The organism is Sphingomonas sp. PSPC2-2, assembly GCF_049897725.1.
Taxonomy (GTDB): domain Bacteria; phylum Pseudomonadota; class Alphaproteobacteria; order Sphingomonadales; family Sphingomonadaceae; genus Sphingomonas.
On sequence record NZ_JAFCWU010000005.1, the window covers coordinates 1 to 25,157 of the forward strand.

General features: G+C 65.6%; 26 protein-coding genes. 5 read left to right on the forward strand and 21 right to left on the reverse strand.

The annotated features are described in order from the left end of the window. Positions 1-261: 261 nt before the first annotated feature. Positions 262-621 (reverse strand): hypothetical protein, encoded by a 360-nt coding sequence (locus ACP7BY_RS10235; protein ID WP_033966822.1) that lies wholly within the window; start codon positions 619-621, stop codon positions 262-264. Positions 622-1,013: 392 nt separating this feature from the next. Here ACP7BY_RS10235 and ACP7BY_RS10240 point away from each other — a divergent pair, with 392 nt between their 5' ends. Further along, positions 1,014-1,325 carry a hypothetical protein gene (locus tag ACP7BY_RS10240; RefSeq protein WP_033966821.1) on the forward strand — a complete coding sequence of 104 codons (312 nt, stop codon included), beginning with the start codon at positions 1,014-1,016 and terminating at the stop codon, positions 1,323-1,325. Positions 1,326-1,343: 18 nt separating this feature from the next. Here ACP7BY_RS10240 and ACP7BY_RS10245 read toward each other — a convergent pair whose 3' ends face one another. From ACP7BY_RS10245 to ACP7BY_RS10260, 4 genes are all read right to left on the reverse strand, one after another. After that, positions 1,344-1,952 carry a lytic transglycosylase domain-containing protein gene (locus ACP7BY_RS10245; protein ID WP_033966819.1) on the reverse strand — a complete coding sequence of 203 codons (609 nt, stop codon included), beginning with the start codon at positions 1,950-1,952 and terminating at the stop codon, positions 1,344-1,346. Next, positions 1,940-2,512 carry a S26 family signal peptidase gene (locus ACP7BY_RS10250; RefSeq protein WP_249340924.1) on the reverse strand — a complete coding sequence of 191 codons (573 nt, stop codon included), beginning with the start codon at positions 2,510-2,512 and terminating at the stop codon, positions 1,940-1,942. Before ACP7BY_RS10250 ends, ACP7BY_RS10245 begins: the two co-directional genes overlap by 13 nt. Beyond that, positions 2,505-2,729, reverse strand: a complete 225-nt coding sequence (locus ACP7BY_RS10255) for a helix-turn-helix transcriptional regulator (RefSeq protein ID WP_137903353.1) — start codon at positions 2,727-2,729, stop codon at positions 2,505-2,507. Before ACP7BY_RS10255 ends, ACP7BY_RS10250 begins: the two co-directional genes overlap by 8 nt. A gap of 359 nt (positions 2,730-3,088) precedes the next feature. Continuing rightward, positions 3,089-3,409 carry a DUF736 domain-containing protein gene (locus ACP7BY_RS10260; RefSeq protein WP_033967046.1) on the reverse strand — a complete coding sequence of 107 codons (321 nt, stop codon included), beginning with the start codon at positions 3,407-3,409 and terminating at the stop codon, positions 3,089-3,091. Positions 3,410-4,110: 701 nt separating this feature from the next. Between ACP7BY_RS10260 and ACP7BY_RS10265 the strand changes: the two genes are divergently transcribed. Next, entirely contained in the window at positions 4,111-5,262 is a 1,152-nt protein-coding gene (locus ACP7BY_RS10265) for a nickel/cobalt efflux transporter (RefSeq protein ID WP_033967047.1), read from the forward strand. A 21-nt stretch (positions 5,263-5,283) separates the two neighbouring features. Beyond that, positions 5,284-5,550 (forward strand): metal-sensing transcriptional repressor, encoded by a 267-nt coding sequence (locus tag ACP7BY_RS10270; RefSeq protein WP_033967051.1) that lies wholly within the window; start codon positions 5,284-5,286, stop codon positions 5,548-5,550. Positions 5,551-5,739: 189 nt separating this feature from the next. Here the strand turns inward: ACP7BY_RS10270 and ACP7BY_RS10275 are convergent, their stop codons facing one another. The 3 genes from ACP7BY_RS10275 to ACP7BY_RS10285 all read right to left on the reverse strand — a co-directional run bounded on the left by ACP7BY_RS10275 (position 5,740) and on the right by ACP7BY_RS10285 (position 9,160). Beyond that, complete coding sequence (locus ACP7BY_RS10275; RefSeq protein ID WP_137903351.1) at positions 5,740-7,629, reverse strand: ParB/RepB/Spo0J family partition protein; 1,890 nt, start codon at positions 7,627-7,629, stop codon at positions 5,740-5,742. Positions 7,630-7,712: 83 nt separating this feature from the next. Beyond that, positions 7,713-8,129 carry a DUF2958 domain-containing protein gene (locus ACP7BY_RS10280; RefSeq protein WP_033965238.1) on the reverse strand — a complete coding sequence of 139 codons (417 nt, stop codon included), beginning with the start codon at positions 8,127-8,129 and terminating at the stop codon, positions 7,713-7,715. Beyond that, positions 8,126-9,160 (reverse strand): ArdC family protein, encoded by a 1,035-nt coding sequence (locus ACP7BY_RS10285; RefSeq protein ID WP_081988732.1) that lies wholly within the window; start codon positions 9,158-9,160, stop codon positions 8,126-8,128. The genes ACP7BY_RS10280 and ACP7BY_RS10285 overlap by 4 nt, the downstream gene beginning before the upstream one ends. A 378-nt stretch (positions 9,161-9,538) precedes the next feature. On the opposite strand from ACP7BY_RS10285, the gene ACP7BY_RS10290 reads away from it, so the two are divergent. Next, entirely contained in the window at positions 9,539-10,699 is a 1,161-nt protein-coding gene (locus ACP7BY_RS10290) for an IS110 family transposase (RefSeq protein ID WP_171010555.1), read from the forward strand. A gap of 367 nt (positions 10,700-11,066) precedes the next feature. On the opposite strand, the gene ACP7BY_RS10295 is transcribed toward ACP7BY_RS10290, so the two are convergent. Further along, a complete protein-coding gene (locus ACP7BY_RS10295) occupies positions 11,067-11,579 on the reverse strand; it encodes a GNAT family N-acetyltransferase (RefSeq protein WP_197057790.1) in 513 nt (170 codons plus the stop codon). A gap of 684 nt (positions 11,580-12,263) precedes the next feature. On the opposite strand from ACP7BY_RS10295, the gene ACP7BY_RS10300 reads away from it, so the two are divergent. After that, on the forward strand, positions 12,264-12,647 hold the full coding sequence (locus ACP7BY_RS10300; RefSeq protein ID WP_033965235.1) for a hypothetical protein: 384 nt from the start codon (positions 12,264-12,266) through the stop codon (positions 12,645-12,647). Positions 12,648-12,701: 54 nt separating this feature from the next. On the opposite strand, the gene ACP7BY_RS10305 is transcribed toward ACP7BY_RS10300, so the two are convergent. The 12 genes from ACP7BY_RS10305 to ACP7BY_RS10360 all read right to left on the reverse strand — a co-directional run bounded on the left by ACP7BY_RS10305 (position 12,702) and on the right by ACP7BY_RS10360 (position 25,156). Then, complete coding sequence (locus ACP7BY_RS10305; protein WP_249340868.1) at positions 12,702-14,204, reverse strand: CHAD domain-containing protein; 1,503 nt, start codon at positions 14,202-14,204, stop codon at positions 12,702-12,704. Further along, positions 14,201-15,319, reverse strand: coding sequence for an AI-2E family transporter (locus ACP7BY_RS10310; protein ID WP_137902946.1), 1,119 nt, complete (start codon positions 15,317-15,319; stop codon positions 14,201-14,203). The genes ACP7BY_RS10305 and ACP7BY_RS10310 overlap by 4 nt, the downstream gene beginning before the upstream one ends. Then, positions 15,316-17,877, reverse strand: coding sequence for a cation-translocating P-type ATPase (locus ACP7BY_RS10315; protein ID WP_137902986.1), 2,562 nt, complete (start codon positions 17,875-17,877; stop codon positions 15,316-15,318). The genes ACP7BY_RS10310 and ACP7BY_RS10315 overlap by 4 nt, the downstream gene beginning before the upstream one ends. Then, the gene (locus ACP7BY_RS10320) at positions 17,870-18,595 is read right to left on the reverse strand and encodes a cytochrome c3 family protein (protein WP_033965233.1); all 726 of its coding nucleotides are present in this window, start codon (positions 18,593-18,595) and stop codon (positions 17,870-17,872) included. The genes ACP7BY_RS10315 and ACP7BY_RS10320 overlap by 8 nt, the downstream gene beginning before the upstream one ends. Further along, on the reverse strand, positions 18,592-19,179 hold the full coding sequence (locus tag ACP7BY_RS10325; protein WP_137902947.1) for a hypothetical protein: 588 nt from the start codon (positions 19,177-19,179) through the stop codon (positions 18,592-18,594). Before ACP7BY_RS10325 ends, ACP7BY_RS10320 begins: the two co-directional genes overlap by 4 nt. Then, a complete protein-coding gene (locus ACP7BY_RS10330; protein ID WP_033965231.1) occupies positions 19,176-20,402 on the reverse strand; it encodes a 2Fe-2S iron-sulfur cluster-binding protein in 1,227 nt (408 codons plus the stop codon). The genes ACP7BY_RS10325 and ACP7BY_RS10330 overlap by 4 nt, the downstream gene beginning before the upstream one ends. A gap of 55 nt (positions 20,403-20,457) precedes the next feature. Then, on the reverse strand, positions 20,458-21,159 hold the full coding sequence (locus ACP7BY_RS10335; protein ID WP_137902948.1) for a VIT1/CCC1 transporter family protein: 702 nt from the start codon (positions 21,157-21,159) through the stop codon (positions 20,458-20,460). After that, the gene (locus ACP7BY_RS10340) at positions 21,152-21,877 is read right to left on the reverse strand and encodes a cytochrome b/b6 domain-containing protein (protein WP_033965252.1); all 726 of its coding nucleotides are present in this window, start codon (positions 21,875-21,877) and stop codon (positions 21,152-21,154) included. The genes ACP7BY_RS10335 and ACP7BY_RS10340 overlap by 8 nt, the downstream gene beginning before the upstream one ends. 61 nt (positions 21,878-21,938) lie before the next feature. Next, a complete protein-coding gene (locus tag ACP7BY_RS10345; RefSeq protein ID WP_052192365.1) occupies positions 21,939-22,472 on the reverse strand; it encodes a hypothetical protein in 534 nt (177 codons plus the stop codon). Between the two features lie 81 nt (positions 22,473-22,553). After that, complete coding sequence (locus tag ACP7BY_RS10350) at positions 22,554-23,894, reverse strand: sensor histidine kinase (RefSeq protein ID WP_033965229.1); 1,341 nt, start codon at positions 23,892-23,894, stop codon at positions 22,554-22,556. Then, positions 23,887-24,573 (reverse strand): response regulator, encoded by a 687-nt coding sequence (locus ACP7BY_RS10355; RefSeq protein ID WP_137902949.1) that lies wholly within the window; start codon positions 24,571-24,573, stop codon positions 23,887-23,889. Before ACP7BY_RS10355 ends, ACP7BY_RS10350 begins: the two co-directional genes overlap by 8 nt. Continuing rightward, positions 24,554-25,156 carry a cytochrome b/b6 domain-containing protein gene (locus tag ACP7BY_RS10360; protein ID WP_137902950.1) on the reverse strand — a complete coding sequence of 201 codons (603 nt, stop codon included), beginning with the start codon at positions 25,154-25,156 and terminating at the stop codon, positions 24,554-24,556. The genes ACP7BY_RS10355 and ACP7BY_RS10360 overlap by 20 nt, the downstream gene beginning before the upstream one ends. Between the last annotated feature and the right edge of the window lies 1 nt (position 25,157).

Below are 25,157 nucleotides of genomic sequence, written 5' to 3' on the forward strand. Positions count from 1 at the left end.
CCAGTCCGGCAAAATACTCCATCGCTTTTCTCCTGCGCTTGACCGCAGGCGACCTCGTTCGCCGTTCGGTCTCCGCACACGATACTGCCGCTGGGCTCGCCTGCCCAATTACAGCGGCATTACGCCGCCCTCCATTCTGACCCGCTCCTGTCGCCTGTTTCCGCTATCCTGCAGCCCAGCCATCTCGTCCAAGCCGAGGCAAAAAAGAGCCGGGACACGATGCCTGTCCGGCACCCTGTCCCGGCGTTTCCGACGCTACGATCAATGCGTGACTGCGAATGCTTCACGCGCCTGTGCTTCGTTCCTGAAGCTGCGCCGCCCCATCAATCCATGCGCGTTGCCATCGCCATCGACGATGCTCACCGCGACGAACCAGCGGCCATCCAACCGCCCGACGATCGCTACCCGATCGAGTTCGAAATTCTCTTCGTCGATGCTCTCATACGCCCCGAGCCAACGTTCCGACGCCCTCGCATCCCACAGGAAATCGCTCTCCTCGGCCTCCAGAAACCGCTGCGCCAGTGCCTCGCCCGCGCCCCGTCCGAACTCGATTTCGAGCCCTGCCACGAGCGTCGCCACCACGCGGTCCGACGCCGCACCAATGGGTTGAAACATGGTCATGATCGCCTCCTTCGCTTGAAATCCTCCTCATTGAGGACAGCCCTCCAAAGACGGGTGGCGGAGCGGCTGTCAGGGCCGCTGGAGGCGAAGCCGGAAGCGCCGCGCAGCGGCGGCGGAGGAACCGATTTTGTTGCGCATGAACGAACAAAAGCGCGTGCGAAGCACGCTCTATCTCGCGGCAAAATTGGAGGGGCCGCCGGCCTTGCACAGCCGCTTCGGCGCCCGTCATGCTGGGCCTTGCCGAGACGAGCCCTCCCACCTCACCGCAGCGCGCTGCCGATCATTGCGTGCCGCCTTGGACCCTTCTTCATCCGATTGTGCGGTATCTGCATTTTGCGAAAAGTCAGTGAATCTGGTATGATACGGTTGACCGTCAGCCGAGTTTCGTCGTCATGGTACAGCGTAAATCCATCGTCATTTCTTCTGTCGTGCTGATCGCAGGATTGGCGATCGGGTTCGTTCTGCGGCCCGTCATCGATCCGCCGACTCCGTCGAGCGTAGGTTCGGGACTCGTCCCGGCTGCGATCGCGGCGCCGCGCGGCACACAGTATTTCGCCGCCAATCTCGATGAAGCCCGCAAGATCATCGCCGCCTGCCGCGATGGTTCGGTTCGAGGTGACGAGTGCGCCCATGCCGGACAGGCTGTTGAGGCTGCGGAAGGCCGCGCGAACACGAAGAGGTTCCTCGGCAGTCGCCCGCACTAATGCACCCCTGATTCTCGGCTAGGGAGAAGTCGAGGTTAAGGCGACGAACAGGCTCGGTGTCCGCGCGTCGGCATCCGTTTGACCGGAAGGCTGCGTTGCGGTCGTGAGGGCAACAAACATGCTGGTCGACAGTCGGGGCGCGGTGCCGGTTACCCTCGGCCGGTCGCCCGTGACCTCGGCAAGATAGGCGCGGGTTTCGCCCGGAAGCGCACGGTCCGACGCCAGATGCGCGGCATAACGGCCAGGACCGGCATTGTAGGCGGCGAACAATCCAGGATAACCGAAACGGTCATACATCGCGCGCAGATAGGCCGTGCCTGCGAGAATATTATCGTGCGGATCATGGGGATTGCCGCCCAGGCCGTGCGCCGCGCGCATCGCCGCCCAGGTCGCCGGCATCAACTGCATCAGGCCAATCGCACCCGCGCGGGACGTGATTGGACGCCCGCCAAGCATGGTCTGGCCACCGCTTTCGGCGCGCATAACCCGCTCGATCCAGGCCACCGGGACGCCGAACCGCGCAGACGCCTCGGCGATCTCTGCCCGCCAGCGATCGACCGGATCGGCGGCGGCGGGGGTCGTGACCAGCAGCGCGACGACAAGCGCGAGCGGTTTCAACGTAGCCACAACGGGGTCGCCTTGCCGATCACATCCTGCGCCAGCGTTGCACCGAAATAGCGCCCGTCGAACGAGTCCGGGGTCTCGGCCATGAGCAGGAAGACCATGCCCGGTCCGAGCCGGATGCACTCCTGCCAAGCGGGCAGCGGACGGCCAACTGCATCGGCGGCACGGCGAATAGCTACCGGTCGGCCGTTGACCGTCACCACACGATCCACCGCGCAGATCGTGTCTCCGGCAATGCCGGCGACGCGCTTCACTAGGGGCACGTTGGAGGGCAGATAGCGGCGGCTCGCGGCCAGGTGCCGCGCTTCGGCCGGTGGCCACGCAATCACCATGTCGCCACGTTTGAGCACCGCGCCGGGCGATACGGAATAGAGGCCGATCGGCGCGCTGGCGCTCGCGTTCCAGACCAGTCGGGGCAGCGGCGGCAGCGCGATCGTGAGGCCGAGGCAGCCGATGCCGGCGCCCAGCAACACGGCGCGGCGGCGCAGTCTTGTGCGGCGTGCACGGGCGGCGCGCAGCGCGTTGCCCCAAGCGAAAAGCGGCAGGTCGCGGCGCTCAACCACGGTCGCCTCCGCGCGCGCGGGCCGCCGACCACAGCTCGATATCGTCGATATGGTAGCGCCAGGTGCGGCCATGCAGGCGGCATTTCGGACCCGTTCCCGTCTGGCGCAGGCGCTTCAGTGTCGAGTAGGCGAGGCCGAGATGAAAGGCCGCCTGCTTGGCAGTGAGGAAGGGGCAGGTCTCGCGCGCGGCCTGCGCGCGTTCGGCGGTATCGTCCATGATTCCAGTCCATCTGGGCCGGTGCATCGTGCGCCGGCTGATGAGCGCGGATTGGATCGATCCGGCCGTCTTCGGCAGGGTCGCAAATCGACCCATGCGATTCCGACCCCCCTTGTTTTAGGGGGCGGCTATGCACCGCGCCGTTGGCGGACGCGGGGTGGTCCGCTCAGTCGGTCGGGTTCCTGAGGCTCGATTTCGTATAAAAGCGGCGTGGGTTGAACCGGGTGGCACGGGCTTTCGTCCGTGCGACGGAAAGCGGACCGTGCAGACGCCCCCGCCTGCAGAGTCCCTCGCGAGCTATGGCAAATCCGGCGTACCGCTTTATGCCCCGCGCCCTTGGCGGACGCGGGGCGGTTCGCTCAATCGGCGGGATTCCAGATGATCGCGAAGGCGTCGTCATCATCCTGCCCGGCGGCGCGGCCGAGGTTGGCGTAGAGTCGGCGCGGGCCGAATTCGGGGGCGGCGAGCGACAGCGACACATAGTCCTTGCCGCTCATTTCGCCGCGCCGGACCCATCCGGCCCCGACCTCGACACCTGCCGCCGACACGCGATAGTCGGGCTGAGTGTCGCCTGACTTGCGGGTGTTGGGAATGATCTCGATGTCGGTGCGAATCGAGAGCGTCTTGAGCTGGCCCTTGAAGCCTTCTCCGTCGCGGGTGACATAACCGATGGCTGGCATTGTTCGTCTCCTGAAAAGTCGCCCCGAACCGTTTCCGGGCGATGGGCGGACCGGAGGGACGGTCACAGCGGGCCTGCGAACCGGCAGGCCGGAGCGGCAGCGGAGGACCGGAGCCGAAGGCTTATTTGAAGCGAAGCGACCGCGAGGAGCCCGCCCCGGCGGGCGGGGAAATAAGCCGCGCGGCGATGGTTTCGCAGGGTCGCGACCGTCCCAGGTCATGCGCCCGAGGAGCCGAAAACGGTGCGGGGACACGCCGACGGAACGACGATCATGCCGGCTGTGCATCGTTCGCGAGGGATCTGGGCCGGGGGTTGCGCGACCTTCTGATCGCACCGTCAATCGACCGGCATCCACGCACCCGACGGCGCCGTTCCCGCCATCCGGTGGACGGGAAGACGATCGCGGGGCAGGCACGATCTGGCGACTGGCGGAAAAGCCCAAGACTATAGGACGGCTTGTCCCGCTGATCGATCGCGTCGTACCATCGCAGCTCCGCCGCGCTTCCCAGGAGCGCGTCCGCGCTGCGGTCGATGGCGGCACCGGTCGGCTGGCGAGCAACTCAACGGTCGGATCGGGGGATCGGGGGATCAGCGGAGCGGTACGTCCAAGCCGCCTTCTCGAGGAAACTGGCCTGCTTTGTCCATTATCTACTGCGGCGATTCTGCTTGCACCTATCCCCTCCAGGGGGATAGGTGCGCCGCATGACATCCCTTACCGACCTGCTATCGCAAGGCGCCGCCCACGCTTGGCTGTTCGTGCCGACCGCCATCCTGCTGGGCGCGCTGCACGGCCTCGAGCCCGGTCATTCCAAGACGATGATGGCGGCATTCATCATCGCGGTGCGCGGCACGGTGAGGCAGGCTGTACTGCTTGGTCTTTGCGCGACACTGTCCCACACGGCGATCGTCTGGGTGATCGCGCTGGGCGGCCTGTATCTCTGGCGCGGGCTCGCGCCGGATACGATCGAGCCCTATCTGCAGGTCGCATCGGCGATCATCATCATCGCCATGGGCGCCTGGATGCTGTGGCGTGCGCGCCGCGAGCAAGCCCTGTCGGCCCTTCACGACCACGGGCACGATCATGACCATGAGCATGGCCACGGCACCTCGACCCGCATTGATACCGGGCATGGCATCCTGCGCCTCGACGTCTTTGAGGATGGCGTGCCGCCGCGCTTTCGGCTGACCGCCGAGCGCGGCCATGGTTGGCGCGCCGAGGATATCACGCTCGAAACCGAGCGGCCGGACGGCACGCGTCAGACGTTCGATTTCGTCGAGCGGGCAGGGTTTCTGGAATCGCGCGAGGAGATTCCCGAGCCGCACGAGTTCGTCGCGCGTCTCGGCCTCGCGCATGGCGGCCATTCGCACAATTACGACGTGGCCTTGGTCGAACACGGTCACGGGCATGACGACCATGACGACCATGATCATATGCATGAAGGGCTGCGCGGCCTCGACCTGACCGCCGGCTATCAGGACGCGCACGAATTGGCCCATGCCAACGACATTCGCCGCCGCTTTTCCGATCGCACCGTTACGACCGGGCAGATCGTCATTTTCGGGCTGACGGGCGGATTGATTCCCTGTCCCGGCGCGATCACGGTGCTGCTGCTATGCCTGCAATTGAAGGCGTTCACGCTCGGCGCGGCGCTGGTCCTTTGCTTCAGCATCGGCCTGGCGCTGACGATGGTGACGTCGGGCGTCGTTGCCGCGATGAGCGTAAAGCACATCTCGAAGCGATTCGCCGGCTTCGGTGAGATCGTTCGTAAAGCTCCTTATGTCTCGGGCGGCGTCATCCTGTTGATCGGCCTGTATCTGGGGGTCAACGGGTGGCTGAGTCTCCCGACGACCTGAAATCGTGTGATCGGAACTGCCATGAGTCACGCCAGCAATCCCGACCTGCTCAACCGCCTCAAGCGGGCGCAGGGCCATCTCGCCACCATTATCAGGATGATCGAGGAGAGCCGGGACGGACTGGAAACGGCCCAGCAGCTCCAGGCTGTCGTGAGCGCGCTCGACAAGACCAAGACGCTTCTCGTCGCCGATCATATCGAGCATCATCTTGAGGAGGTGGTCGGCCCATTGTCACGGGAAGCGCGCGAGAAACTGTCCCGCCTCACCGATCTGGCGAAGTATCTCTAGGCCGTTGCCGCGCGATCACCGTCGCTCGAAATGGCGGTCCTCATTCGGCTGTTGGCCCCAGATTTGGTAGTGACTTGGCCGTGAAGGTCATGACGCCTAGCCGCGCGCCGCAGCCGGGACGGCTGCGGCGCGCGGCCGGATTTTGAGGGTCGCAAAGATAGGGGGCGGCGGAAGCCGCCCCCTAACAGATCAGGCCGCGAGGCGGTCGGCCCCGTCATCGGGCTCCGGCAGAGTCAGCGCCGCCCCTCCGCCGCTATCCGGCGATGCAATCGCATCGCCGGAGCCTCGCGCGGCTCCGCCCGGCGCGCCGGGGTCCGGTTCGTCGTCGCTTGGGCGCACCCGCTCGATCTCGCGCGCGGCTTGAGCCTTGGCATGGGCCGCGACGGTGCCGACACCGCCGCGCGCCGTATAGGCGGCGGGCGGGAACGCCATCCAGCGCGGCACCCAATTCTCGCGCCGGTCACGTCCATTGGCGCCGTCGAGATGATCGCGGACGATGCGTTTCAAGGTCTTGGTCTTCTCGCCCGCATTGGCGCTGGCGACTGTTTCACCCGCCACTTCGGCGACGATCCGGGTTAGCACTTCCCGGTCGCGGACAAGTGAGAAAAAGGCGTCGTCGGCCCGCCAGCAGCGGGCCATATCGACGCCGATCTCCATGCCCACCGCCTCGACGGCGGCGCTGCCGCTGCCGAGGGTTTCGCCCATGACGATGGCGATCACCTCCATGACGACCGCATCGGGAAGGTCGAGCAGCCGCTGGAAGATACCGACGACGCCATAGTCGTCGCCATTGCCCCCGGTCACGGTCGGTTCCTCGGCGGAGAAGCCGAGAACCGCCAACACCGCGCGGCGGCGCTCGTCGAAATCCGCCTCGGCTTGTGCGTTGTCGAGGCTGTCGCGCACCTCGTCGTTGCGGGTGGACTGCGGCTCGGGAGAGACCCGCCAGAGGTGCGAGCCGCCGATGGCATGAGCGACCATCAAGCGCAGCGCGACCGCCGGATGGCCGGTGAGCGCGGCACGAACGGCGGCATGGCGGTGCAGATCGACATAGGTTTGCATCGTCGATGTCACCTCGGGCCGGGCCGCTTTCTGACCGGTCCCGTTCTCCGATCCCTCGGCCTTGGCGATCCGGCGGGCTTCCTTGCCGGAGACATAGCCTTCGTGGACGATCACCTCGCCGGTGGCGCGCACGTCGAGATAGACGCGCCCGCCCTTGCGCTTGCCCGCCTTCTCATATTCCCATGTCGAGAAATGATCGGACGGCGGGACGACGATCGCGTCGGCCCAGCCCTGTTCGACATAGGCGGCGCGGCGCGCCTCGATTTCGGCATTCTGCGCCGACCAGAACGCATCGGCATCGGCGACATAGCGGTCTTCGCCGAACAGGTCGGCAATGGTCGCAAGGTCGCTCGCCTCCACGTCGAACAGCGCATGTTTCACCGGGATCGACTGCCCGCCGAACAGCCATGATTTCAACTGGTGGCCGGTCGGCAGATAGGCATTCTCGTCGTCGGCGAGCGCCAGCCATGCTTTTTGCTGGCTCTTGGACGCCATCGTCAGATGGCGCACGGTCGCCGCGTCGATCCGTTCCTTGCGGTAGAGGTCGCGAATGGCGGGGAGCAGGTTGCCGAGCGCCAGCACCCGTTTGACGGTGAGGTCGGGCAATCCAAAGGTCGCGGCGATGTCCTCGACCTTGCGGCCCTCGCGCACGAGGCGGGTGAAATTCTCCCATTGCGTCACCTCGTCGGGGTCGAGCCGCGCCATGTTTTCGATCATCGACGCTTCGATGGCGGCGGCATCGTCGCCCTCGTCGAGGATCGCGCACGGCATCGGCTCGGGTGTCGCATCGCCCGCCGCGCGCCGTTCCTCGGCGACGATCTTCGCGGCGTGGAAGCGGCGGCTTCCCGCGACGATCTCATAGCCGTCAGGCGCGCAATTGGGACGGACGATGACGGGCTGGAGGATGCCACGGCTACGCACGGTCGGCAGGATATCGGACACGTCCGGGGCCTTTTTGCCGAAGCGCATGTTGGCCTTGCTCACGACCAGCTTGTCGAGCGGGATAAAATCGAGTTTCATGGTCAGCACTCCTTGTGAGTGCCGGTCCGTCGATCTTTGCGGGTAGGCGGACCGGCTTACAAAGCGGCGTTACGCGCCGCGCGTCATCCGCCGTTCCCGTCTTCGGGATCGGTCGGAATCTCGGGGACCGGCGCGGATTCGATGCGCCAGATGATGGATTGGGCTTGGCCGATCGAACCGGCCCGGCGCGCGGTGTCGGCCCAGACCGACAGGCTGACGGTCGTCGAAAAGCCGATATCGCGCTCGATGCCGAGGCCGAACGACAGGCGGATGCTCGCCAATTCGGACAGGCTGAAACAGCCAAGCTCGGGACAGCCGAACCCAAGGTCCGCCAATCCGAACAGCGTGTCTCCGTCGTCGTAGAGTTCGGTCGCAAGCCATGTCGCCGCGCCCAGCGGATTGAAGAATTTGACGACCGGCGCGGGATCAAGATCGCTCTCGGCGGAGCGGTCGGCATTCACGCGCAACGCGGCGTGAAGCTCGGGGGTCAACAAGATCATGCCGCCCTCCGTTCGCCGGTATCGTCTGGGGTAGCCTCGGCTTGGGCGGCGGTGTGGCGCGCCAGCAGCCAGTCGGCGGCCTTGCTGGCGGCACTGGCCGCGCGGAAGATCGCGCGATTATCCTCGCGCAGCACGTCCAGCCAGCTACCGAGGTAATCGGCGTGGCGGACGGTCGGGACGATGCCGAGCGCGGCGCAGAGAAAGGCCGAACCCATTTCGGCTATCAATTCCTCGCGGGCATAATCCTTCGATCCGAAGCTGTTGACGAGGTTCCGGTTCAGCCGCGACTTATGGCCGCTGCCGTGACAAAGTTCGTGCAGGCAGGTCCGATAATAGTTGATCTGCTCGAAGAAGGCCGGTTGCGGCGGCACCTGCACATAATCCTGCGCGGGCACATAAAAGGCGCGGTTGCCGCCGACGCGGAACTCGATGCCGCTCGCCGCGATCACTTCCTCGGCGACCGGCACGATCTGGCGCTCGGGCAAGGGGGCCGGATCGGGGGCGAGGCCGGGGCGCAGCCCCTCGCACTGCGCGACGTTGAACATGGTGAAGCGTTTCAGGAACGCTATGGTCTTGGCGTCGCCGCCGGTTTCGACGGCGCGCGCCTTCTCAGCCTCGGGGGTGAAGCGGTCGGCATAGACAACGGTGGTGCCGCGCTCGCCCTTGCGGACACAACCGCCCGCCTCCAGCGCCTGTTTGAAGGTCAGCCAGCCCTGCGAGGGATAGCCCTGCTCGATCACCGCACCCCACAGGATCAGCACATTGACGCCAGAGTAACGACGCGCGGTGAGCGCGTTGCGCGGCAGGCCGGGGGCTGCCGTGCTGCCGCCGACTTCGGGTCGCCCCCAAAGCTGAACCCACGGAAAGCGGCCCGCCTCAAGCTCGGCGATGATCCGCCCCGTCACCTCGTCATACAGGTTGGCGCGGGCCGGTTCGGCGCTGGTCGGCGCATGGGCGGGCTTGGTCGCGGCACTGGCCGCCTTGTCCTTGCCACGCTTGCCGCGCGCGCGGACGTTCGGGGAGACAGGCATCGTTCACCTCCTGCACCGCCCCAAACCATCATGGCCTCCCCCGGAAGACCCCATGGGAGAGGTCCAGACCGGGCCACACACGACACCAAATCGCGCGTTCCTGGCCCCGGTCGGGGGTGGGCGGCAGGTGCGACCGAAAAGGCCCGCTGCGCGCGGCGGGCCGCACCCGCAGGGCCGAAACGGAGTGGAGGACATGAGCGAAGCGAATGTTGCGGCATGCCGAAGCGGGCCTAGCAGGAAGCACCGCCCACCCCCGACCAGAGGCCAGGACTCAAACAACGCCATCGCGGCACGCGATGACCACAGATGCTCGACTATGATAATTTCGAGCCGACGCTGGGCAGAACGTCAGGGACTATATTGGAGGCCGACATGGATATGATAGATTCATTTAGCGACGCACCTATTCAGACGACGATTTCGGCGATCTTCTTCTCGATGGAGCTCAGTCGATCGAAATGGCTGATCACATCCTTGTCGCCGGGTAGTGGCGAGCGCATGTCGAAGTACGTCATGCCCGCCGGCGATGTTGGCGGTCTCCTCGAGCAACTCAGTGCGATCAGATTGAAGGCGGAGACGAAAACTGGACGGGCGTTCCCGTTCGTGTCGATCCAGGAGGCCGGGCTCGACGGGTTCTGGATACACCGCGTCCTCGATCGGGAAGGGATCGAGAGCCATGTCGTCGATCCCGCGTCGATCGCGACATCTCGGCGACGGCGGCGGGCTAAGACTGATCGGCTCGACGGCGAGACGCTTCTGCGAACCCTATTGGCGTTCAAGCGGGGCGATCCCCGCGTCTGTTCGATGGTGGCCGTGCCGACGCCGGAAGAGGAGGATCGACGCCGCAACAGCCGGGAACGCAAGGCTCTCGTCCAGGAGCGCGTATCGCTAGTCAATCGCCTGAAGGGCTTGCTCTTCAGCCAAGGCGTCACCGGCTATGAACCGCTCAAGAGCGACCGGAGGGAGCGGTTTGTCGAGTTGGTGACTGGCGATGGTCGGCCGATCGGCGAACATCTTCGCGGTGCGGCCGAGCGCATCCTTGATCGGATCGAGCTCATTCTCGCCCAGCTGAAGACCATCGAAAAAGTCCGAGACAGCCTCGTTGCGCAGAAGCCGGCAGTTGACCAATCACCGGCATGTCCTGCGCAGCTCATGACGCTGCGCGGCGTCGGACCAGATTTTGCCGAGGTACTCTGGTCGGAGGGCCTCTATCGTCATTTCGACAATCGCCGGCAGCTCGCATCCTATGCGGGGCTATCGCCGTCGCCCTGGCAGAGCGGTTCGATCAACTCCGAGCAAGGCATCTCAAAGGCCGGTAATCCGCGGCTCAGATCGATCATGGTGCAGCTCTCCTGGTTCTGGCTGCTGCATCAGCCGGATTCGGCGTTGTCACGCTGGTTTCACGATCGCGTGAAACTCGACGGCGGCCGGCGCAAAAAGCTGACCATTGTGGCGCTGGCGAGAAAGCTACTCATCGCCCTCTGGAAGTTCGCGCGACATGGCGTCGTCATCGAGGGCGCCGTCTTCAAAGCCGCTTAATCGCCTTTCCGGTTTTCAGTTTCGTCGGCGACGTCGCCGGCGGATCCCGGTGAACGAACCGACACCCCCGCTGGCTTGAAATGCCGCCCGCGAAGAATGGTCTCGTTCTCCTGAGCCTGCCCGACGGATTCGGGGAGTTGGTGCAGCTGCCGCAAGCAGCGACCGTATGTGAGGTTGGACTGGCGAGCATGCTCGCCTGGCCATGGACGCGGCTCAGACCTGGATTGCAGACTAAGGAGAAGGATATAGCAGTGCGCTGTTACCAAGTGGCGGACATCGTTCCAGCGCATCGGCTCGACGATGCGTTTTGGCTGCCTGCGCCTCAGTCTACGTCATTCCCGATTTGTTTCCCGGATGCCGGCAGCTGTCATAGCGGGAGGGAGTAGCAAGGCTCCATCAGGCCGGTAGGCGGGTAGAATTCGTCGTGCGTGTAAGAGAAACCCAGCCGCACGAGCGCCCGCTTGGATGCGTGGTTCGACGGATGATGACCGGCGATCAAAGCCGCGAAATCGTGGGTGCGAGCCCATTCGATCACCGCTCTGGAGGCTTCCGACGCATATCCTTGACCCCACGATTGCCGACAGAGCTGAAAGCCGAGTTCCGCTACGCGCCCTTCCATGTCCCTTGGGCGAAGGCCACAGCATCCCACGAGGGTAGAATCGCTGAGCCGGAAGACTGGCCAGTATTGAACCTGATACCGCCGCCAGTTCTCGATTTCCGCCGAAAGTCGTTCGGCTACATCGCTTGTTGAGAACGGGCCGCCGGTCATCTCGGTGACCTCGACATCGCCCCAGATCGCATCGGCCAACGCAATATCGTCGTCTTGCCAGATACTGAAACGCAGGCGCTCCGTTGCCATCAACCAATCGCGTCCGTCCACATACTCTCCCTCGCTGGCAACGGCAGATACGGTAACATGGTCGCTCCAAAGCGGAGCGGCAACATTCCATCGAAGTCGGTAAAAGCCGATCACAGTCGAACGTCGTATATTGGCCTTGACCACACCTCTCCCATGTGAGCGGGGGTGGGCGGCAAGATGCGAACCGGAGAGGACCGCTTGAGCGGCCCCGGCACCCGAAGGGCCGCAACGCAGTGAAGGAGCCGGGCGCAGCCCGGCTTGCCGGGGACGCGAGCGGGCCTAGCAGGGAGCGCCGCCCACTCCCGCGCCACCGGGAGAGGCCACCAAGAGCGCCGCCGCGCGAGCGGCGACCATTGACGGACTGGCATTGCCAGTCCGGCGCCAGTCGATCGTTACCGCAAGGCCGAAACCCGCCAGGGGTTCGGTGGTGAGGGCGTGCCCGAACCATAGAGCGCGGTCGCGCGGGTTCATGCCGCGCGAGGCGCAGTCTGACATCGACAGGGTTGACCAGGCAAATGATCCGGCTCGAAAGACCGGGATTGCGCCCCGCATCGCCGCGAATGCAGCAATCGGCACGCCATCGCCCGGCGCAGAAATGCGCCCTTCGGTCGCATATGAACCCGGCACGACGGCGCGTTCAGCGTCGCGCCAAGCGGCCTTTCGTAATCGGCAATTCCAGATGGGTCCGGTTGATGAGGAGTGAGTATGCGCAAGATTTGGAGTGTCGCGGTGCTGGGTGCGTCCCTCATCGCAAGTGGGTCGGCCAATGCCCAGAGTTGGGGTGTTTATGTGGGATCGGGTGGCGCGTTTCCCCGCTACGATCGTGGCTATGACGACGATGACGGGCTGGCGCGGGTCATCTGTTCGGGGCAGCGCGCGCATATGCTCGAAGATCGGCTTCGCCACGAAATTTCCGAGGACGAGATCGATGACGATGATGCCGATCGCATCCACACAGCGATCGATCGCCTGGAAGACCGGCAGCGTCGCGAGTGCCGCGAGGGCGACCGCCGGGCAATCGGTGACATAGCCTATCGCTATGATCGCATCGGCCAATGGATCGACAGCGAAGCGCATCGCGGCTGGTAGGCGGTCGACGCAGCGCACGAGATACGCGACAGTTTGTGGGGGATCGCGTTCCGCTCAGCGCCAGAATCGCGCGGCGTCGATCAGCATCGCGTGGGCGTCGCCAGCCCCTTCGAGCAGCTTCGTTTTGCTGCCCGGGAAGAGCAAGGCCATGGCATCCGGCGGATCGCCAATGCCGAGGCCGGTCAGGATAGTCGGCGCTGTCACCAGGTCGTTGAGGTTCCCCAATTCGTCCTGCAAGCCCTCGAGGGCCGCGATGAAATGCCCGTAGCGGCGGCGCTCTTGCTTGCGATCGAACAGGGCGGCGAAGAACCCGGCCGCGTAGCGCAGCTTCTTGGCGTCCTTGCGGACCTCGTGACGCGCCGGGTCATCCGCTTCGGCCAGATTACGACCATGTTTCTTCACCTTGCGGCGGAGACGATCGAGAGCGGCGCCGGCAAACACGCGCGCCGACGCGTCGCGCACGTCCGCGGCGGTCGCCGCGGCCAACCATGCGCCACTCATGCTCCATTGGGTGAGATCGAGCATCAACCCGCGTACGCGGGGCGAGCCAAGGGTCGCGTCTACATGGACATAGGCGGTTTGCCGCGCGGTCTCGAGGTGGTCCCGAAGCGCACCGGGCGGCGCCCGCTCGAGCAGGGCATCGATGCTTCGCGCCTCGCCGAGCTCGGTCGCAAGCCAGCGCAGCTCATCGCGCAGGCCCGTGCCGACGCCGTCATCGAGCAGCGCCTTGAAGATTGAAAAGGCCGAGCGCAGTCGGCGCAGCGCCACGCGGGCCTGGTGCAACGCCTCTGGCGCACGGCCGGTGAAGAACAGGTCTTCGTTCAACCGGAACTGACGCAGGCAGGCGCGGACGACATGCTGGAATGCCCGCGCTGCTATTACATCGTGGTTCAGTAACACCGGCTCGGCCTTGAAAGCCGTCACGACCGGCGCAAGCAGCGCGTAGCCCCGCCCGGCCTTGGTCTGAATGCCCAGGCGGACAGGTGCGGCGGCATCAAGCTTGTGCGCGAGCGCGAACAGGGCGGCGGGCTCACCGCTCTTCAATTCCAGCTCGGCCTCGCAGAACGACGATCGACGATCACCGGCCACCACCTCGCCGCGGTCGAGTACCAGTTCGATGACCGCGCCGCCTTCGTTGATGTCCCAGGCCCGGCGCTCGACGTTGACGGTGAAGACAGGCGCAAGACCCGAACCCAGATCACCGAGGAGCGCCGGGATCGGCGTGGTGTCGTCGATGACGGGCGTATCGTCGGCAACCGCTCGCTCCCATTCCGGCCGTGCAAACAGGCCGGCCGCCGGCGCGCCGCCGGCCTTGATCGTCTGGACCCGCTTGCGCCCGGAGCGGCGGATGCGCAGCGAAAGACCTGCCTGCAACAGCCGGTGATCGGATGTGTCGAAGTAGATCGACCGTTGACGTGTCTTCCTCGGCGTGCCCGCCATCAGGCCAGCGGATTCCAGGACATCGGCGTGCCGCGGGCTCAGCGCCAGCTTGAGTTCGACTTCATCCGGCATTGTTACGGCCGATGATATACGGCCAGCTGCTTTCTTGCTGTTCATTCGCCGCTCCCCATCGTGGGAGAGGCGCGATCGTCGGACTCGATCGTAGGGGCAGGGGGTTCAGCGTCGCCGAAGATCTCCCACGCCGCCATGAACAGCGCGGCGATGGCCGGCCCGATCACAAACCCGTTGAACCCCATCAGTTCGAATCCCCCAAGCGTGGCGACCAGGACGACATAATCGGGCATTCGGGCGTCGTGCCCGACCAGGATCGGGCGCACGATATTGTCGACACTGCTGATGATGAAGAATCCGCACAGGAAAAGGATCGCGCCCTGCCAGATCGCGCCTGTGGTCAGCAGATAGAGCGTTACCGGCACCCAGATGAGGCCGGTGCCGATCGCCGGAAACAGGGAAAACACCCCCATCGCCACGCCCCAAAGCAGGGCGCCGGGGAGCCCAAGCAGCCAGAAGGTCAGGCCGCCGACGGTGCCTTGCAGAATGGCGACGATCAGGCTGCCCTTGATCGTCGCGCGAATGACCGCGACGAATTTCGCGACCAGCACCGCGCGCTGATCGCGCCTCAGCGGAATAGCGCGCTCGACCCGCGCCGCCAGTGCGTGCCCGTCACGCAGGAGGAAGAAGGTCAGGTAGAGCATCACGCCGAGGGCGAGGAAAAAGCCGAACGCTCCCTGACCGATGCTGAGCACCTGAACGGCTACCGCGCGAAAGCTGCTCGCAAAACCCTGACTGAGTTTGGTACGCAGGCCGCCGACGTCGTCCAGGCCGATGTCGGCGAGCCAGCTTCTGGCCCAGGCTGGCAAATGCCCCTGCGTCTGGACGAACAGCCGTCCGAGATCGATCTCGCCACTTTGCACGCGGGCGTAAAAGGCGGCAGCCTCGCGCAGCAACGCCGCGCCGAGCAGCATTGCCGGCACCACGACGACCACAACGATGATGAGGAGGGTCGCGAGAGCCGCCCTGCCCGGACGCCGCGGCATCGCGGCCAGCAACCGCGCGTTGAGCGGCTCGAACAGCACGGCCGCAATCACCGCCCAGAGGATCGCGCCCGAAAACGGCGCCACAAGCCAGAGGAAGGCGAGCGTGGCGACGGCGACCAGTGCGAGAAGGAAAGTGCGCCCCAACGACATGCCGGAAGGTGCGCGCTCGCTCATGGCACCAAGACCAGGCTGCGTTCCTGGCGCGGGGCGAAAGCGGTCAACCTCCGGACCAGGGGCTTGCAGGCTTCGAGCAGCACCAGAAGCATGACCCCAAGGCCGATCGCCAGCACCATGTCGGTCCAGGCGATCGACCCGAAATTCAGCAGAGCCTGCGCCTGTGGCAGAAACAGGATCAAGGCGGTCACGGCCGTGATCGCAGCGGCGACATAACGCAGCGCAGCATTGTGCCGGATAAGCGCTTCGCCGAGCGAGGCGCTGAACGACCGGTTGACCAGGATCAGCGCGACGATCTCGGCGATCAGCGCGAAGAAGGTCAGCGCGCGGAGCTCCATCTCGGGCATCCCCGACCATGTCTCAACGAGAAAGACGGTGGCCAGCATTGCGAAGGCAGCTCCGCCCTGAAAGACGCTCCACACGATCATCGGCAGCGAGAACAGAGCCTCGGCGGGATCGCGCGGGCGGCGTCGCATGATGTCGTCCTCCTCACGCTCGGCTTCGAACACCAGCGCGCAGACCGGGTCGATCACCATTTCAAGCAGCGCGATATGGATTGGCCCGAACAGGATCGGCAGCCCGAAGAACAGGGGCAGCAGGGCAAGCCCCGCGATCGGCACATGGACGGCGAAGATGAAGGCCATCGCCTTGCGGATATTGTCATAGATTCGCCGCCCGAGCCGGACCGACTGCACGATCGATCCAAAATCATCCTCGAGCAGGACCATGGCGGAAGCCTCGCGCGCGACGTCGGTGCCGCGTTTGTCCATGGCGACACCGATATGGGCCGCCTTGAGCGAGGGGGCGTCGTTGACACCGTCGCCAGTCATCGCGACGATCTCGCCATCGGCCTTGAACGCCTGGACGATGCGCAGCTTCTGTTCTGGCATGATGCGGGCAAACACGGTGACGGTCTTCAACCGCTCGGCAAGCTGTATGTCGTCGAGCGCCGCCAGGTCAGCGCCGGTCATCACGTCGCCATCGGCGATCCCTGCCTGGGTCGCGATTGATCGTGCGGTGGCGGCATAGTCGCCGGTGATCATGACGACGCGAATGCCGGCGCTGCGGCATTCCGCGACCGCCCCCGGCACGCTCGCGCGGATCGGATCCGCCAGCCCGACCAGTCCGGTGAGCACATAGTCATAATCGTGCTGGGTTTCGGCCCAGCTCCGATCGTGTGGGGTCGCGGTCGCGACGCCAAGGACGCGAATGCCGCGCGCCGCCATGGCTTCAACCGCGGCGGTCATCGCCGCATGTTCGTGCGCGGGCAGGTGGCACAGGCTGGCGATCGCCTCCGGGGCGCCTTTGGCGGACAGGTTCAGCGCGGCGCCATCCTCCCAGATGTTCGACATCGCCAGCAGATCGGGACGCAGCGCATAGGCATGCGCCAGAGCACCAGCGGATACTGCGGCTCCCCGGACCGCGCCGTGAGCACCGTGCAGCGCAATCTCCATCGGATCGGTCGGCTCAGCCGCACTGGCGAGCGCCGCCGTCTCGATCAAGCCATGATAGGCATCCGGGACCGCGTCGGTGCCGATCATGTGGATCTCGCCGGATGGCAGCCAGAGTTCGGCGACCGACATGCGGTTCTCGGTGAGCGTGCCGGTCTTATCGGTGCACAACACGGTTGCCGATCCGAGCGTCTCGATCGCCGCGGCCCGCCGGGTGAGGACGCCGACCTTGCCGATCCGCCACGCACCCATCGCGAGAAAGACCGTCAGGACGACGGGGAACTCCTCCGGCAGCATCGACATGCCGATCGCGATGCCGGCCAGCACCGCCTCGATCCAGCCGCCGCGCAAAAGGCCAAACAGCAAGACGACCAGCAGTGCTACGGCCCCGCCGCCGATACCGCACCACGTGACGATCCGCGTCGTTTCTCGGCGCAGGCGTGGCACCTCGGTATCGAGGGTCGCAAGCGACTGGCCGATCCGGCCGATCTCGCTGCGCGATCCGGTCGCAAGCACCCGGGAAATGCCGCTCCCGCGCGTAACCAGCGAGCCCGAATAGACATAGGGCTGCCCCTCTCCGCCGGGGCGAGGCGTCTCCTCCGTCACACCGGGCATGGCGATGACCTTGCCGACCGGAAGCGATTCGCCCGTCAGCAGCGATTCGTCGGTCTGGAGATCGGCCGCCTCGACCAGCATCGCATCGGCGGCGATACGATCGCCCTGCTCAAGGACGAGCAGGTCATCGCGCACCACCTCGCGCCCGGGGATGCGAACGCGCGTGCCATCGCGAATGACGAGCGCGCGCGGCGCCGACAGGTCGCGCAATGCCTCCAGGACGTGCTCGGTGCGGGTTTCCTGGATCACGGTGACGGCGACCGAAAAGGTCGCGAAGCCAAGCAGGATCAGCGCTTCGGTCATGTCTCCGAGCAGCAGATAGGCGACCCCGCCGGCGAGCAGCAGCGCCAGCATCGGTTCGCGCAGGACCTCGAGTGCGATGCGCACGATGGACCTTTGTCCGGCCCGTGGCAGCTCGTTGGGTCCGTCTGCCGCCAGTCGCGCGCGCGCCGCATCGGCGGTCAGGCCGGCCGGTCGAATGCCCTCAATCATCGTCACGCCCGCCCCTTTCGCGTTCGCCGCCTTCGCCCGAGCCGCTACGATGGCAGCGTGCGCAATTGTCGATATTGCGGATGCCCTCTTCCGCATGCTTGGCGCGAATCTGGTCGGGTTGATGCTCGTGGCAACTGTAGCAGGTGTAGCGGGAGAAATTGCCGCCAACATGACAGGTGGCGCAGCTTGTATTGTGGGGTCCGCTCAGCGCGAAGAAGTGCGCGTGGTCGAAGCTTGCGGGCTTCCAGCCCTTTTGGGTGTGGCACTGCGCGCAGTTGCTGCCCGCCTGGGCATGGAGGGCGGTCGGCGGGGCGCGGTGACACGATGCGCACAGGCCGCGAACATCGGGCCGCAACAGTTCATGCGCGAAGCTCGTCTGCGACGCCTTCACCAGTTGCGGCCCGCTATGATCGCTGTGGCAGGCCAGACAATTGGGCTGAGCGAGCGACTGGTGAAAGGCGATGCGGCGCTTGCCCGCCTCCAGCGGCACGCCCTTGGTGGACCGGATGCCGATATCCGCGACCTTGTGGCAGGCGGTGCAGCGGTCCGCCGACACGCCCTTGAACGGGACATGGCAGGCAAAGCAGTCGCGCGTGATCGCGCTATGTGCCGGGGTCAGGGCCCCGGGCGCGACCATCAGATGCGGGCGGGTAAAGGCCAGGACGATCAACGCGCAGAGGTTGAGGGCGATCAGGATCAAACCCCAGCGGCGCATCATTTCCAGCCCCAGAACAGGAAGATCGCGATGATATGGGCAAGCGCCAACACCGCGAACGCCAGCGTGATCGGCAGGTGGACGACCCGCCACTGCTTGACGGCATCGAAGGTCAGGCTGTCCCAGTGAGTCCGTTCATCAACTTCTTCCGACGACAGGCCCTGCGCCCGCAGTCCGGCGCGGGTCACCTCGAGTCGCTTGCGTGACCGTCCGAGCAGGAATTTGCCGGTCAGCCCGCTGGCGACGTTGATCAGCATCGCCCAGACCGCGAGCCAGGCAAGGATCGCGTTGAAATGGATGCCGGCGTGGACGAGGATCAGCAGCGACCCGGCCCAGGCGAGGCGTTCGTGCCAGCGCAGCAGCGTGGCGGGCTTGCCCGAATTGATCAGCTTGTGCTTGCGCAGCGAATAGCCCGACGAGGCGAGGATCAGCAGCACGCCGGGAATGCCGAGATAGCGTCCGATCCAGACCATGCCCGACAGGTGCAGCAGCGCATCGAGCGCCAGCGCCGCGCCGCCGAGCAACGCGAGCGAGAGGTAGAAGGGAATGACCTCCCGGCTCATCAGGCTGGTGCGCCATCCGCTCATGCCTCGAGCACCAGATCGCCAGCCGGCGCGCCGACGCAGAGCAGACAGCGACCGCGGGCGACCTCGAAGGACGGTGGTTGCGCATAGCGGACCTCGCCGATGCCGATCGTGGTTTCGCACGTCCCGCAGCTGCCCGACCGGCAGCCGGACTCGACCTCGACCCCGTGGCGCTCGGCGAAGTCGAGCAGGTTGGTCTCCTCTCCGGTCCAACTCAGCGTCCGCCCCGACCGGGAAAAACGCACCGCCAGCGGCCGGTCGAGCGGCATCGCGGTGACGGCCTCAGCCGACGCAAGCGACGCAGGGCCAAACGCCTCATATCGCACCGCGGCGCCGTCCCCTGTCCAGACGCGCAAGGCGGGAACCAGGCTCGCCATCATCGGCGGCGGTCCGCAGACATAAAAATGGTGGCGCCCTTGCGCCAGAACGCGCTGCAGCAGCGGAATATCAATGAAACCCGTCGCCTGACAGTCCGACCCTCCGGCTTCACCGGGCAATGGGCAGCTCTGGACGATGGTGACGTGAAAATGGGGATGCAGCTCTCGTAGCGCGTCAACTGCCGTCTCGAACACCAACTCGCGGCTGTCGCGCACGCCGTAGACAAGATGGATTGCGCGATCGGGCTTCCTGGCAAGTGCCTCGCGCGCCATGGCGAAGAGCGGCGTGATACCGATGCCGCCGGCGATCAGGACGGCGGGGACATTCGGCTCATCATCAAGGACGAAAATGCCAGCCGGCGCGCGCAGCTGCACGATCGAACCGGGAAAGAGGTGATCGTGGAAATGCCCGGAAACCAGGCCGGGTGGTAGCTCGGGCCGATCGGGGGGCGGCAGGATACGCTTGATCGTGACGCGATAGGCTCGGCCGTCATGGCGATCGGACAGCGAGTAGCAGCGCGTGACCGGCCGGACGGTGCCTTGGGCGTCGGGTAGATCAAGCTGAACGGTCAGGAACTGTCCGGCCTTGTACGGTGGCAACAGCGCGCCATCGACCGGTTCGAGATAGAAGGAGCATTGGCCGAGCGCATCGTCCTCATAGTCGCGGCGACGTACGCGAAACGCGCGAAGGCCAGCCCAAGCCGCCTCGCTGCCGGCCGGGCGGTGGGGATCGACCGCGGCATCCTGCCTTGATGTCGAAGCTCTGCGAAGAATCGCTACGGCAATGGCAAGCGCCACCTGAACCAGCAGGGCAGCAGAAATATAGCCGAGAAGCGCGAGCGCTGTCACTCGCGCAAGCGCGTGGGCGGCGGGGTGGCAAGGCCGCGGGGATGGCGCGACGGCATCATACTGCCGTTCCGACCATCAATCCGATCCCCGCAGTCGCCGCCATCGCCAGCGCGCCCCAGAATGTCACGCGCAGCGTTGCGGTCCACACCGGCGCTCCGCCCGCCCGCGCGCCAACCCCGCCGAGCAGAGCAAGGAACAGGAGCGAGGCAATCGCTTCGATCACGACCAGCCAGCCGCCGGGCGCGATGATCACGATCGCCAGCGGCAGAGCGGCGCCGGCGGTAAACGTCGCGGCCGAAGTCAGCGCTGCCTGGATCGGCCGCGCGGTCGTCATTTCCGAAATGCCGAGTTCGTCATGGGCATGGGCGGCGAGCGCGTCCTTTGCCATCAACTGGCGCGCGACGGTGTCGGCGGTCGCCGCATCGACGCCGCGCTTGACATAAATGCCGGCGAGTTCGTGCACCTCGGCCTCGACATTGCCCGCCAGTTCGCCGCGCTCGCGCGCGAGATCGGCTCGTTCGGTATCCGACTGGGAGCTGACCGAGACATATTCGCCCGCGGCCATCGACATCGCACCTGCGACGAGGCCGGCAACGCCCGCGACCAATATGTCTGCCGGTTTCGCGGCCGCCGCCGCGACGCCGATGATCAGGCTCGCGGTCGAGACGATGCCGTCGTTCGCGCCGAGCACCGCCGCGCGAAGCCAGCCGATTCGCGAGACGAGATGGCGTTCGGGATTGAGGTGAAGCCTAGTCATCGTCCTGTTCGCCCTTCGCAGCCGCGCCGTCGCCCCGTTCGCCCGCCTCGGCATGCGCACCGGGGGTGAAGGCTAGGGGGTCGAGCGCCAGTGCTCCATAAGTAGAAGCACCAATGGCGGCCACGGCGAGCGGGACAGCCAGCGTGGCGGGCGGCCGGGCGTCGGGCACGCCCGGATGCAGGGCCGCTCGCTTGCGGCCGGTGATGAAGGCGCGGATCAGGTTATCGCGCGTGATGAGCGACATGGCGATGACCGCGACGACATGCATCGCGATCAGGCCGAGAAGGATGTTCGCCAGCGCTTCGTGGAGGCCTTCGCCGCCTTCGCCCTGCATCGTCGCGCCGGTATAGACGATGCCGCCGACCGTACCGAGCAACGCGACAATCGCCAGGCCGCCAAGCGCATTATGCCCGATCGACCGCTCGGGCTTGCCGGCGAACAGGCCGCGAAGATGGTGCGCGATCTGCCCGGGCTTCAGGAAATTGGCGAAGCGGGCGTGTTCGCCGCCGACAAGACCCCAGACGAGACGGAATGCGATAAGCACGGCGGCGACCCAGCCCGCGGGGACATGCCAGGGCGCAAGCGCGCTGTCTTCTTCCGAGGACAGGAATGCCACCAGGATCGTGGCGACCAGCAGCCAATGGAACAGCCGCACGGGCAGATCCCAAACGCGGATCGTTGCTGATGGCTGTGAATTGGCAGTCGATGTGTCAGACATGATCACCTCCGTGGTGCGGTGATCCTGGACTCGACTTCTGACGGAGACCTGACGCCTGGCGCTATTGGCGGTCTGTCGGAGCGTTTCCCCCAAGGTGTCGCGCCCAGTCGATCCGGGTCAGGCCAACAAGTGCGACGATCATCAGAACCTGAATAACGATGCTGGCCGGGCTGGTGAAAGCATCGAGAAGAACGTCGCCCATCGAAGATTTCTGAATACTCTTCGCGGTGAATGCGTAGATCGAATAGGAAATGATCCGTCCCGCGAAGAAAGCAATTGTGAAGCCTGCCAGTCGAACGCGGGTCAATCCGGCGGCTTCGAAAAGTTGCGCGGATGGCACCGGCGAAAGCGCAAAGAGTGCCAGCGCGACAAGGCCACCGCGCTTGTTCCGTTCCAAAGCGGCGCGTGCTGCCGCAAGGTTGCGCCGCGTTCGTACCGATACGCGGTTGCCGAGAAGCCGGAAGCCAAGCGCAAGCAGGAACCGGCCCGACGCTGCCGCGAGCGCTCCCGTCAGGATGATCGCCGGTGTCGGCATCTGCGTGCCGAGCCCGAACAGGACGATGATCGACCATGTCGGCGGGCCGAACGCTGGCATCAGGTTCACGCCGAGAACGACGGCAAAAAGGAGAATATAGGGTAGCAGGTAAGCCTCGATTGCCGATTGCGCCTCGCTCTATCAGCCCCGCGCGGGCGCAGCGAACGAAACCCGGAAGAGCGCGCCGCCGCCTGTCGGGTTCTCGACGGTGATGGTGCCGCCATGCGCCTGCGCGAGCCGTTGGACGATACCAAGACCAAGCCCCGCGCCATCGGACTTGCGCCGGTCCTTGCGCCAGAACCGTTCGAAGATATGCGGCAGGTCTTCGTCAGCTATGCCGTGGCCATAATCGCGCACGGTGAGCTGGGGGCCGGGACCCGCGGTCACATCGATCGGCGTGTCGCCGGGCGCGTGCGCCAGCGCATTGTCGATGAGGTTGCGATAGATGCGGGTGATCGCTTCGGCATGGCCCAGCACCATGGTCTCGCCGTTCGCCTCGAATCTCAGGTCGCGGTTTGCAGCGAACACCTTCGGTGCCATCATCGCCACGACATCGCGCCCAATCTCGGCGAGATCGACCAGCATACATGGCTCGACCGCAAGCGCGTCGGCCTGGGCCAGATCGAGCATCTGGCCGACCAGGCGGGTCATATGCTGGGTATCGGCCTGCAGTTCGTCGCGCACCTCGCTCGGTGGCAGCCGGTCGAGCGACAATTGCATGATCGACAGCGGCGTGCGCAGTTCATGGGCCGCGTTGGCGGTGAAGCCGCGCAGGATCGCCATCGATTCATCAAGGCGCATAAGCGCGCGGTTGACGGCACGCACGAGGGTATTCACCTCGCGCGGCTCGGTCACCTCCGACAAGCGCGACAGACCGTTTTCGGGATCAAGCGCATCGACTTCCGCCTCAGCCCGCTTGAGCGGCGTGAGAACCCGCCGGACCGCGACGACGTTGAACAGCAGCAGCAGCGCCGACAGCGGGATCAGCGGCAGCGCGACATGCTGGACGATCTCGTTGACGATGACGGGAACATAGGGCCGGATGCCGTCGCCTTCGAACTGCATGAACAGCCAGCGTCGTTGGCCGTCCTGAACAACCGATCGAACGCCCGTTATCCGGTAGCCGGCCGGCACCCGCTCCCGCCTTGTCCAGTCCATCAGGGTGCCGGGGGAAGAGACCGACCCAATCGTTGGCTGCGCCGCGGCTACCTCCCGTTGGTCGACATAGCGGGCTGACCAGTGCTCGGCCCCCGGGGGACCGGCAAGGAAATCGGGTGCCAAGGCGGTCGCGGATTGCGCTTTTCCGGCCTCCAGCGTCAGCAGTTCCTGCGCGAGCGATTCCGGCTGGCTGCTATAGGTGAACACGACGATCGCAACGTCGAGCAACGCAAATAGGAGCGTAAACCCGGCGAGCCGGGTCGCAATCTGACGGAACAGGGCCGGTCCCGTCGGCCCTCGCTTGCGATTGCCGGCCTTATCCATGGACAGTGGCGGGGGCGAACAAGGCATAGCCGACGCCGTGGACGGTGCGGATCTGCACGTCAGCGGCGGCGGAGGTCAGGCGTTTGCGCAGCCGCGACACGCACGCCTCGAGCGCGTTCGGCGTAACCTCGGCATCCATCGAATAAAGCGCGCCTTCGAGCGCCGGTTTGGCAACAACATGCCCCGCGCGCCGGAGCAGGCATTCGAGCAGGTCGACTTCGCGTGGCGTGGCGTCGACCGGTGTTCCCCCGACCGTCACCGAGCGCTCGGCCGAATCGAGGATGACATTGCCGACGGTCAGATGGGTGCCAAGCGAAGCGCCGGGGCGTCGCAATAAGGCACGGCAGCGCGCGGCCAGCTCGGGGATCTGGAACGGCTTGACCAGATAGTCGTCGGCGCCGGCATCGAGGCCCATCACCCGGTCGTCGAGTCCACCACGCGCCGTCAGAACCAGGATCGGCATCATATCCTGGCGCCGGCGCAAGGATCGAACAAGATCGAGACCCTCGCCATCGGGCAGGCCGAGATCGAGCAGCATCAGGTCATAATCATTGATCCTGAGCGCATGCTCGGCGCCGTCGACGGTTTCGCACCAGTCAACCGCGAAGCCCTGCCGGTCGAGGCCTTCGCGGATCAGGCTCGCCAGCCGGGCATTATCTTCAACGAGCAACAGGCGCATGATCGATATCCGTCCCCTCCGCGGCACGCTTGTAGCCGGTAATCATCGCGAGCGGCAGATTCTCGCGGTGACGCACACTTTCGACGATAGCGCCGATCACATGCAGCGCGACCGCGCCGATCAACAGGTTGGCCGTGACCTCGTGCAGCGTTTCGACCCAGGCGATACCCCAGAAGGCGTCGAGGCCCATCATCCACCCGGTCGTGCCAACCGTGGCGAGCAGCGCCATGAGCAAGACGATCATCGCCGCGCCGGCGGGGTTATGGCCGACGTAACGCGGTTCGCGATGCCGCATCATGGCTCCGAAATAGCCGAGCAGCCGTCGCGGCCCCGGCACGAAGCTGGCGAAGCGGGCATGTCCGCGCGCCACGAAGCCCCAGCCGAGCCGAATGGCGAGCGCCGCCAAAACGGCATATCCGACATAGATATGCGGCGCCTCCTCGTGGCGCAGGAAGGTCAGGTTGGCGATGACGCCGCCCGCGACGGTCCAGTGAAAGATGCGGACGAGCGGATCCCACACCCTGACCCGGGCTTTGCCCGGGACGGGAGGGATAGCGAGCGGAGCGGCGCCAACCTCAGCCATG

Excerpts from the sequence above, each read along its gene's own strand:
- ACP7BY_RS10325 (WP_137902947.1), bottom strand. The coding sequence starts at position 19,179 with ATGAGCGGATGGCGCACCAGCCTGATGAGCCGGGAGGTCATTCCCTTC.
- ACP7BY_RS10355 (WP_137902949.1), bottom strand. The coding sequence starts at position 24,573 with ATGCGCCTGTTGCTCGTTGAAGATAATGCCCGGCTGGCGAGCCTGATC.
- ACP7BY_RS10260 (WP_033967046.1), bottom strand. The coding sequence starts at position 3,409 with ATGCCAGCCATCGGTTATGTCACCCGCGACGGAGAAGGCTTCAAGGGC.
- ACP7BY_RS10240 (WP_033966821.1), top strand. The coding sequence starts at position 1,014 with ATGGTACAGCGTAAATCCATCGTCATTTCTTCTGTCGTGCTGATCGCA.
- ACP7BY_RS10270 (WP_033967051.1), top strand. The coding sequence starts at position 5,284 with ATGAGTCACGCCAGCAATCCCGACCTGCTCAACCGCCTCAAGCGGGCG.
- ACP7BY_RS10300 (WP_033965235.1), top strand. The coding sequence starts at position 12,264 with ATGCGCAAGATTTGGAGTGTCGCGGTGCTGGGTGCGTCCCTCATCGCA.
- ACP7BY_RS10275 (WP_137903351.1), bottom strand. The coding sequence starts at position 7,629 with ATGAAACTCGATTTTATCCCGCTCGACAAGCTGGTCGTGAGCAAGGCC.
- ACP7BY_RS10255 (WP_137903353.1), bottom strand. The coding sequence starts at position 2,729 with ATGGACGATACCGCCGAACGCGCGCAGGCCGCGCGCGAGACCTGCCCC.
- ACP7BY_RS10290 (WP_171010555.1), top strand. The coding sequence starts at position 9,539 with ATGATAGATTCATTTAGCGACGCACCTATTCAGACGACGATTTCGGCG.
- ACP7BY_RS10340 (WP_033965252.1), bottom strand. The coding sequence starts at position 21,877 with ATGTCTGACACATCGACTGCCAATTCACAGCCATCAGCAACGATCCGC.
- ACP7BY_RS10350 (WP_033965229.1), bottom strand. The coding sequence starts at position 23,894 with ATGGATAAGGCCGGCAATCGCAAGCGAGGGCCGACGGGACCGGCCCTG.
- ACP7BY_RS10265 (WP_033967047.1), top strand. The coding sequence starts at position 4,111 with ATGACATCCCTTACCGACCTGCTATCGCAAGGCGCCGCCCACGCTTGG.
- ACP7BY_RS10280 (WP_033965238.1), bottom strand. The coding sequence starts at position 8,129 with ATGATCTTGTTGACCCCCGAGCTTCACGCCGCGTTGCGCGTGAATGCC.
- ACP7BY_RS10360 (WP_137902950.1), bottom strand. The coding sequence starts at position 25,156 with ATGGCTGAGGTTGGCGCCGCTCCGCTCGCTATCCCTCCCGTCCCGGGC.
- ACP7BY_RS10335 (WP_137902948.1), bottom strand. The coding sequence starts at position 21,159 with ATGACTAGGCTTCACCTCAATCCCGAACGCCATCTCGTCTCGCGAATC.
- ACP7BY_RS10310 (WP_137902946.1), bottom strand. The coding sequence starts at position 15,319 with ATGAGCGAGCGCGCACCTTCCGGCATGTCGTTGGGGCGCACTTTCCTT.
- ACP7BY_RS10305 (WP_249340868.1), bottom strand. The coding sequence starts at position 14,204 with ATGAACAGCAAGAAAGCAGCTGGCCGTATATCATCGGCCGTAACAATG.
- ACP7BY_RS10315 (WP_137902986.1), bottom strand. The coding sequence starts at position 17,877 with ATGATTGAGGGCATTCGACCGGCCGGCCTGACCGCCGATGCGGCGCGC.
- ACP7BY_RS10285 (WP_081988732.1), bottom strand. The coding sequence starts at position 9,160 with ATGCCTGTCTCCCCGAACGTCCGCGCGCGCGGCAAGCGTGGCAAGGAC.
- ACP7BY_RS10235 (WP_033966822.1), bottom strand. The coding sequence starts at position 621 with ATGACCATGTTTCAACCCATTGGTGCGGCGTCGGACCGCGTGGTGGCG.
- ACP7BY_RS10345 (WP_052192365.1), bottom strand. The coding sequence starts at position 22,472 with ATGCCAGCGTTCGGCCCGCCGACATGGTCGATCATCGTCCTGTTCGGG.
- ACP7BY_RS10320 (WP_033965233.1), bottom strand. The coding sequence starts at position 18,595 with ATGATGCGCCGCTGGGGTTTGATCCTGATCGCCCTCAACCTCTGCGCG.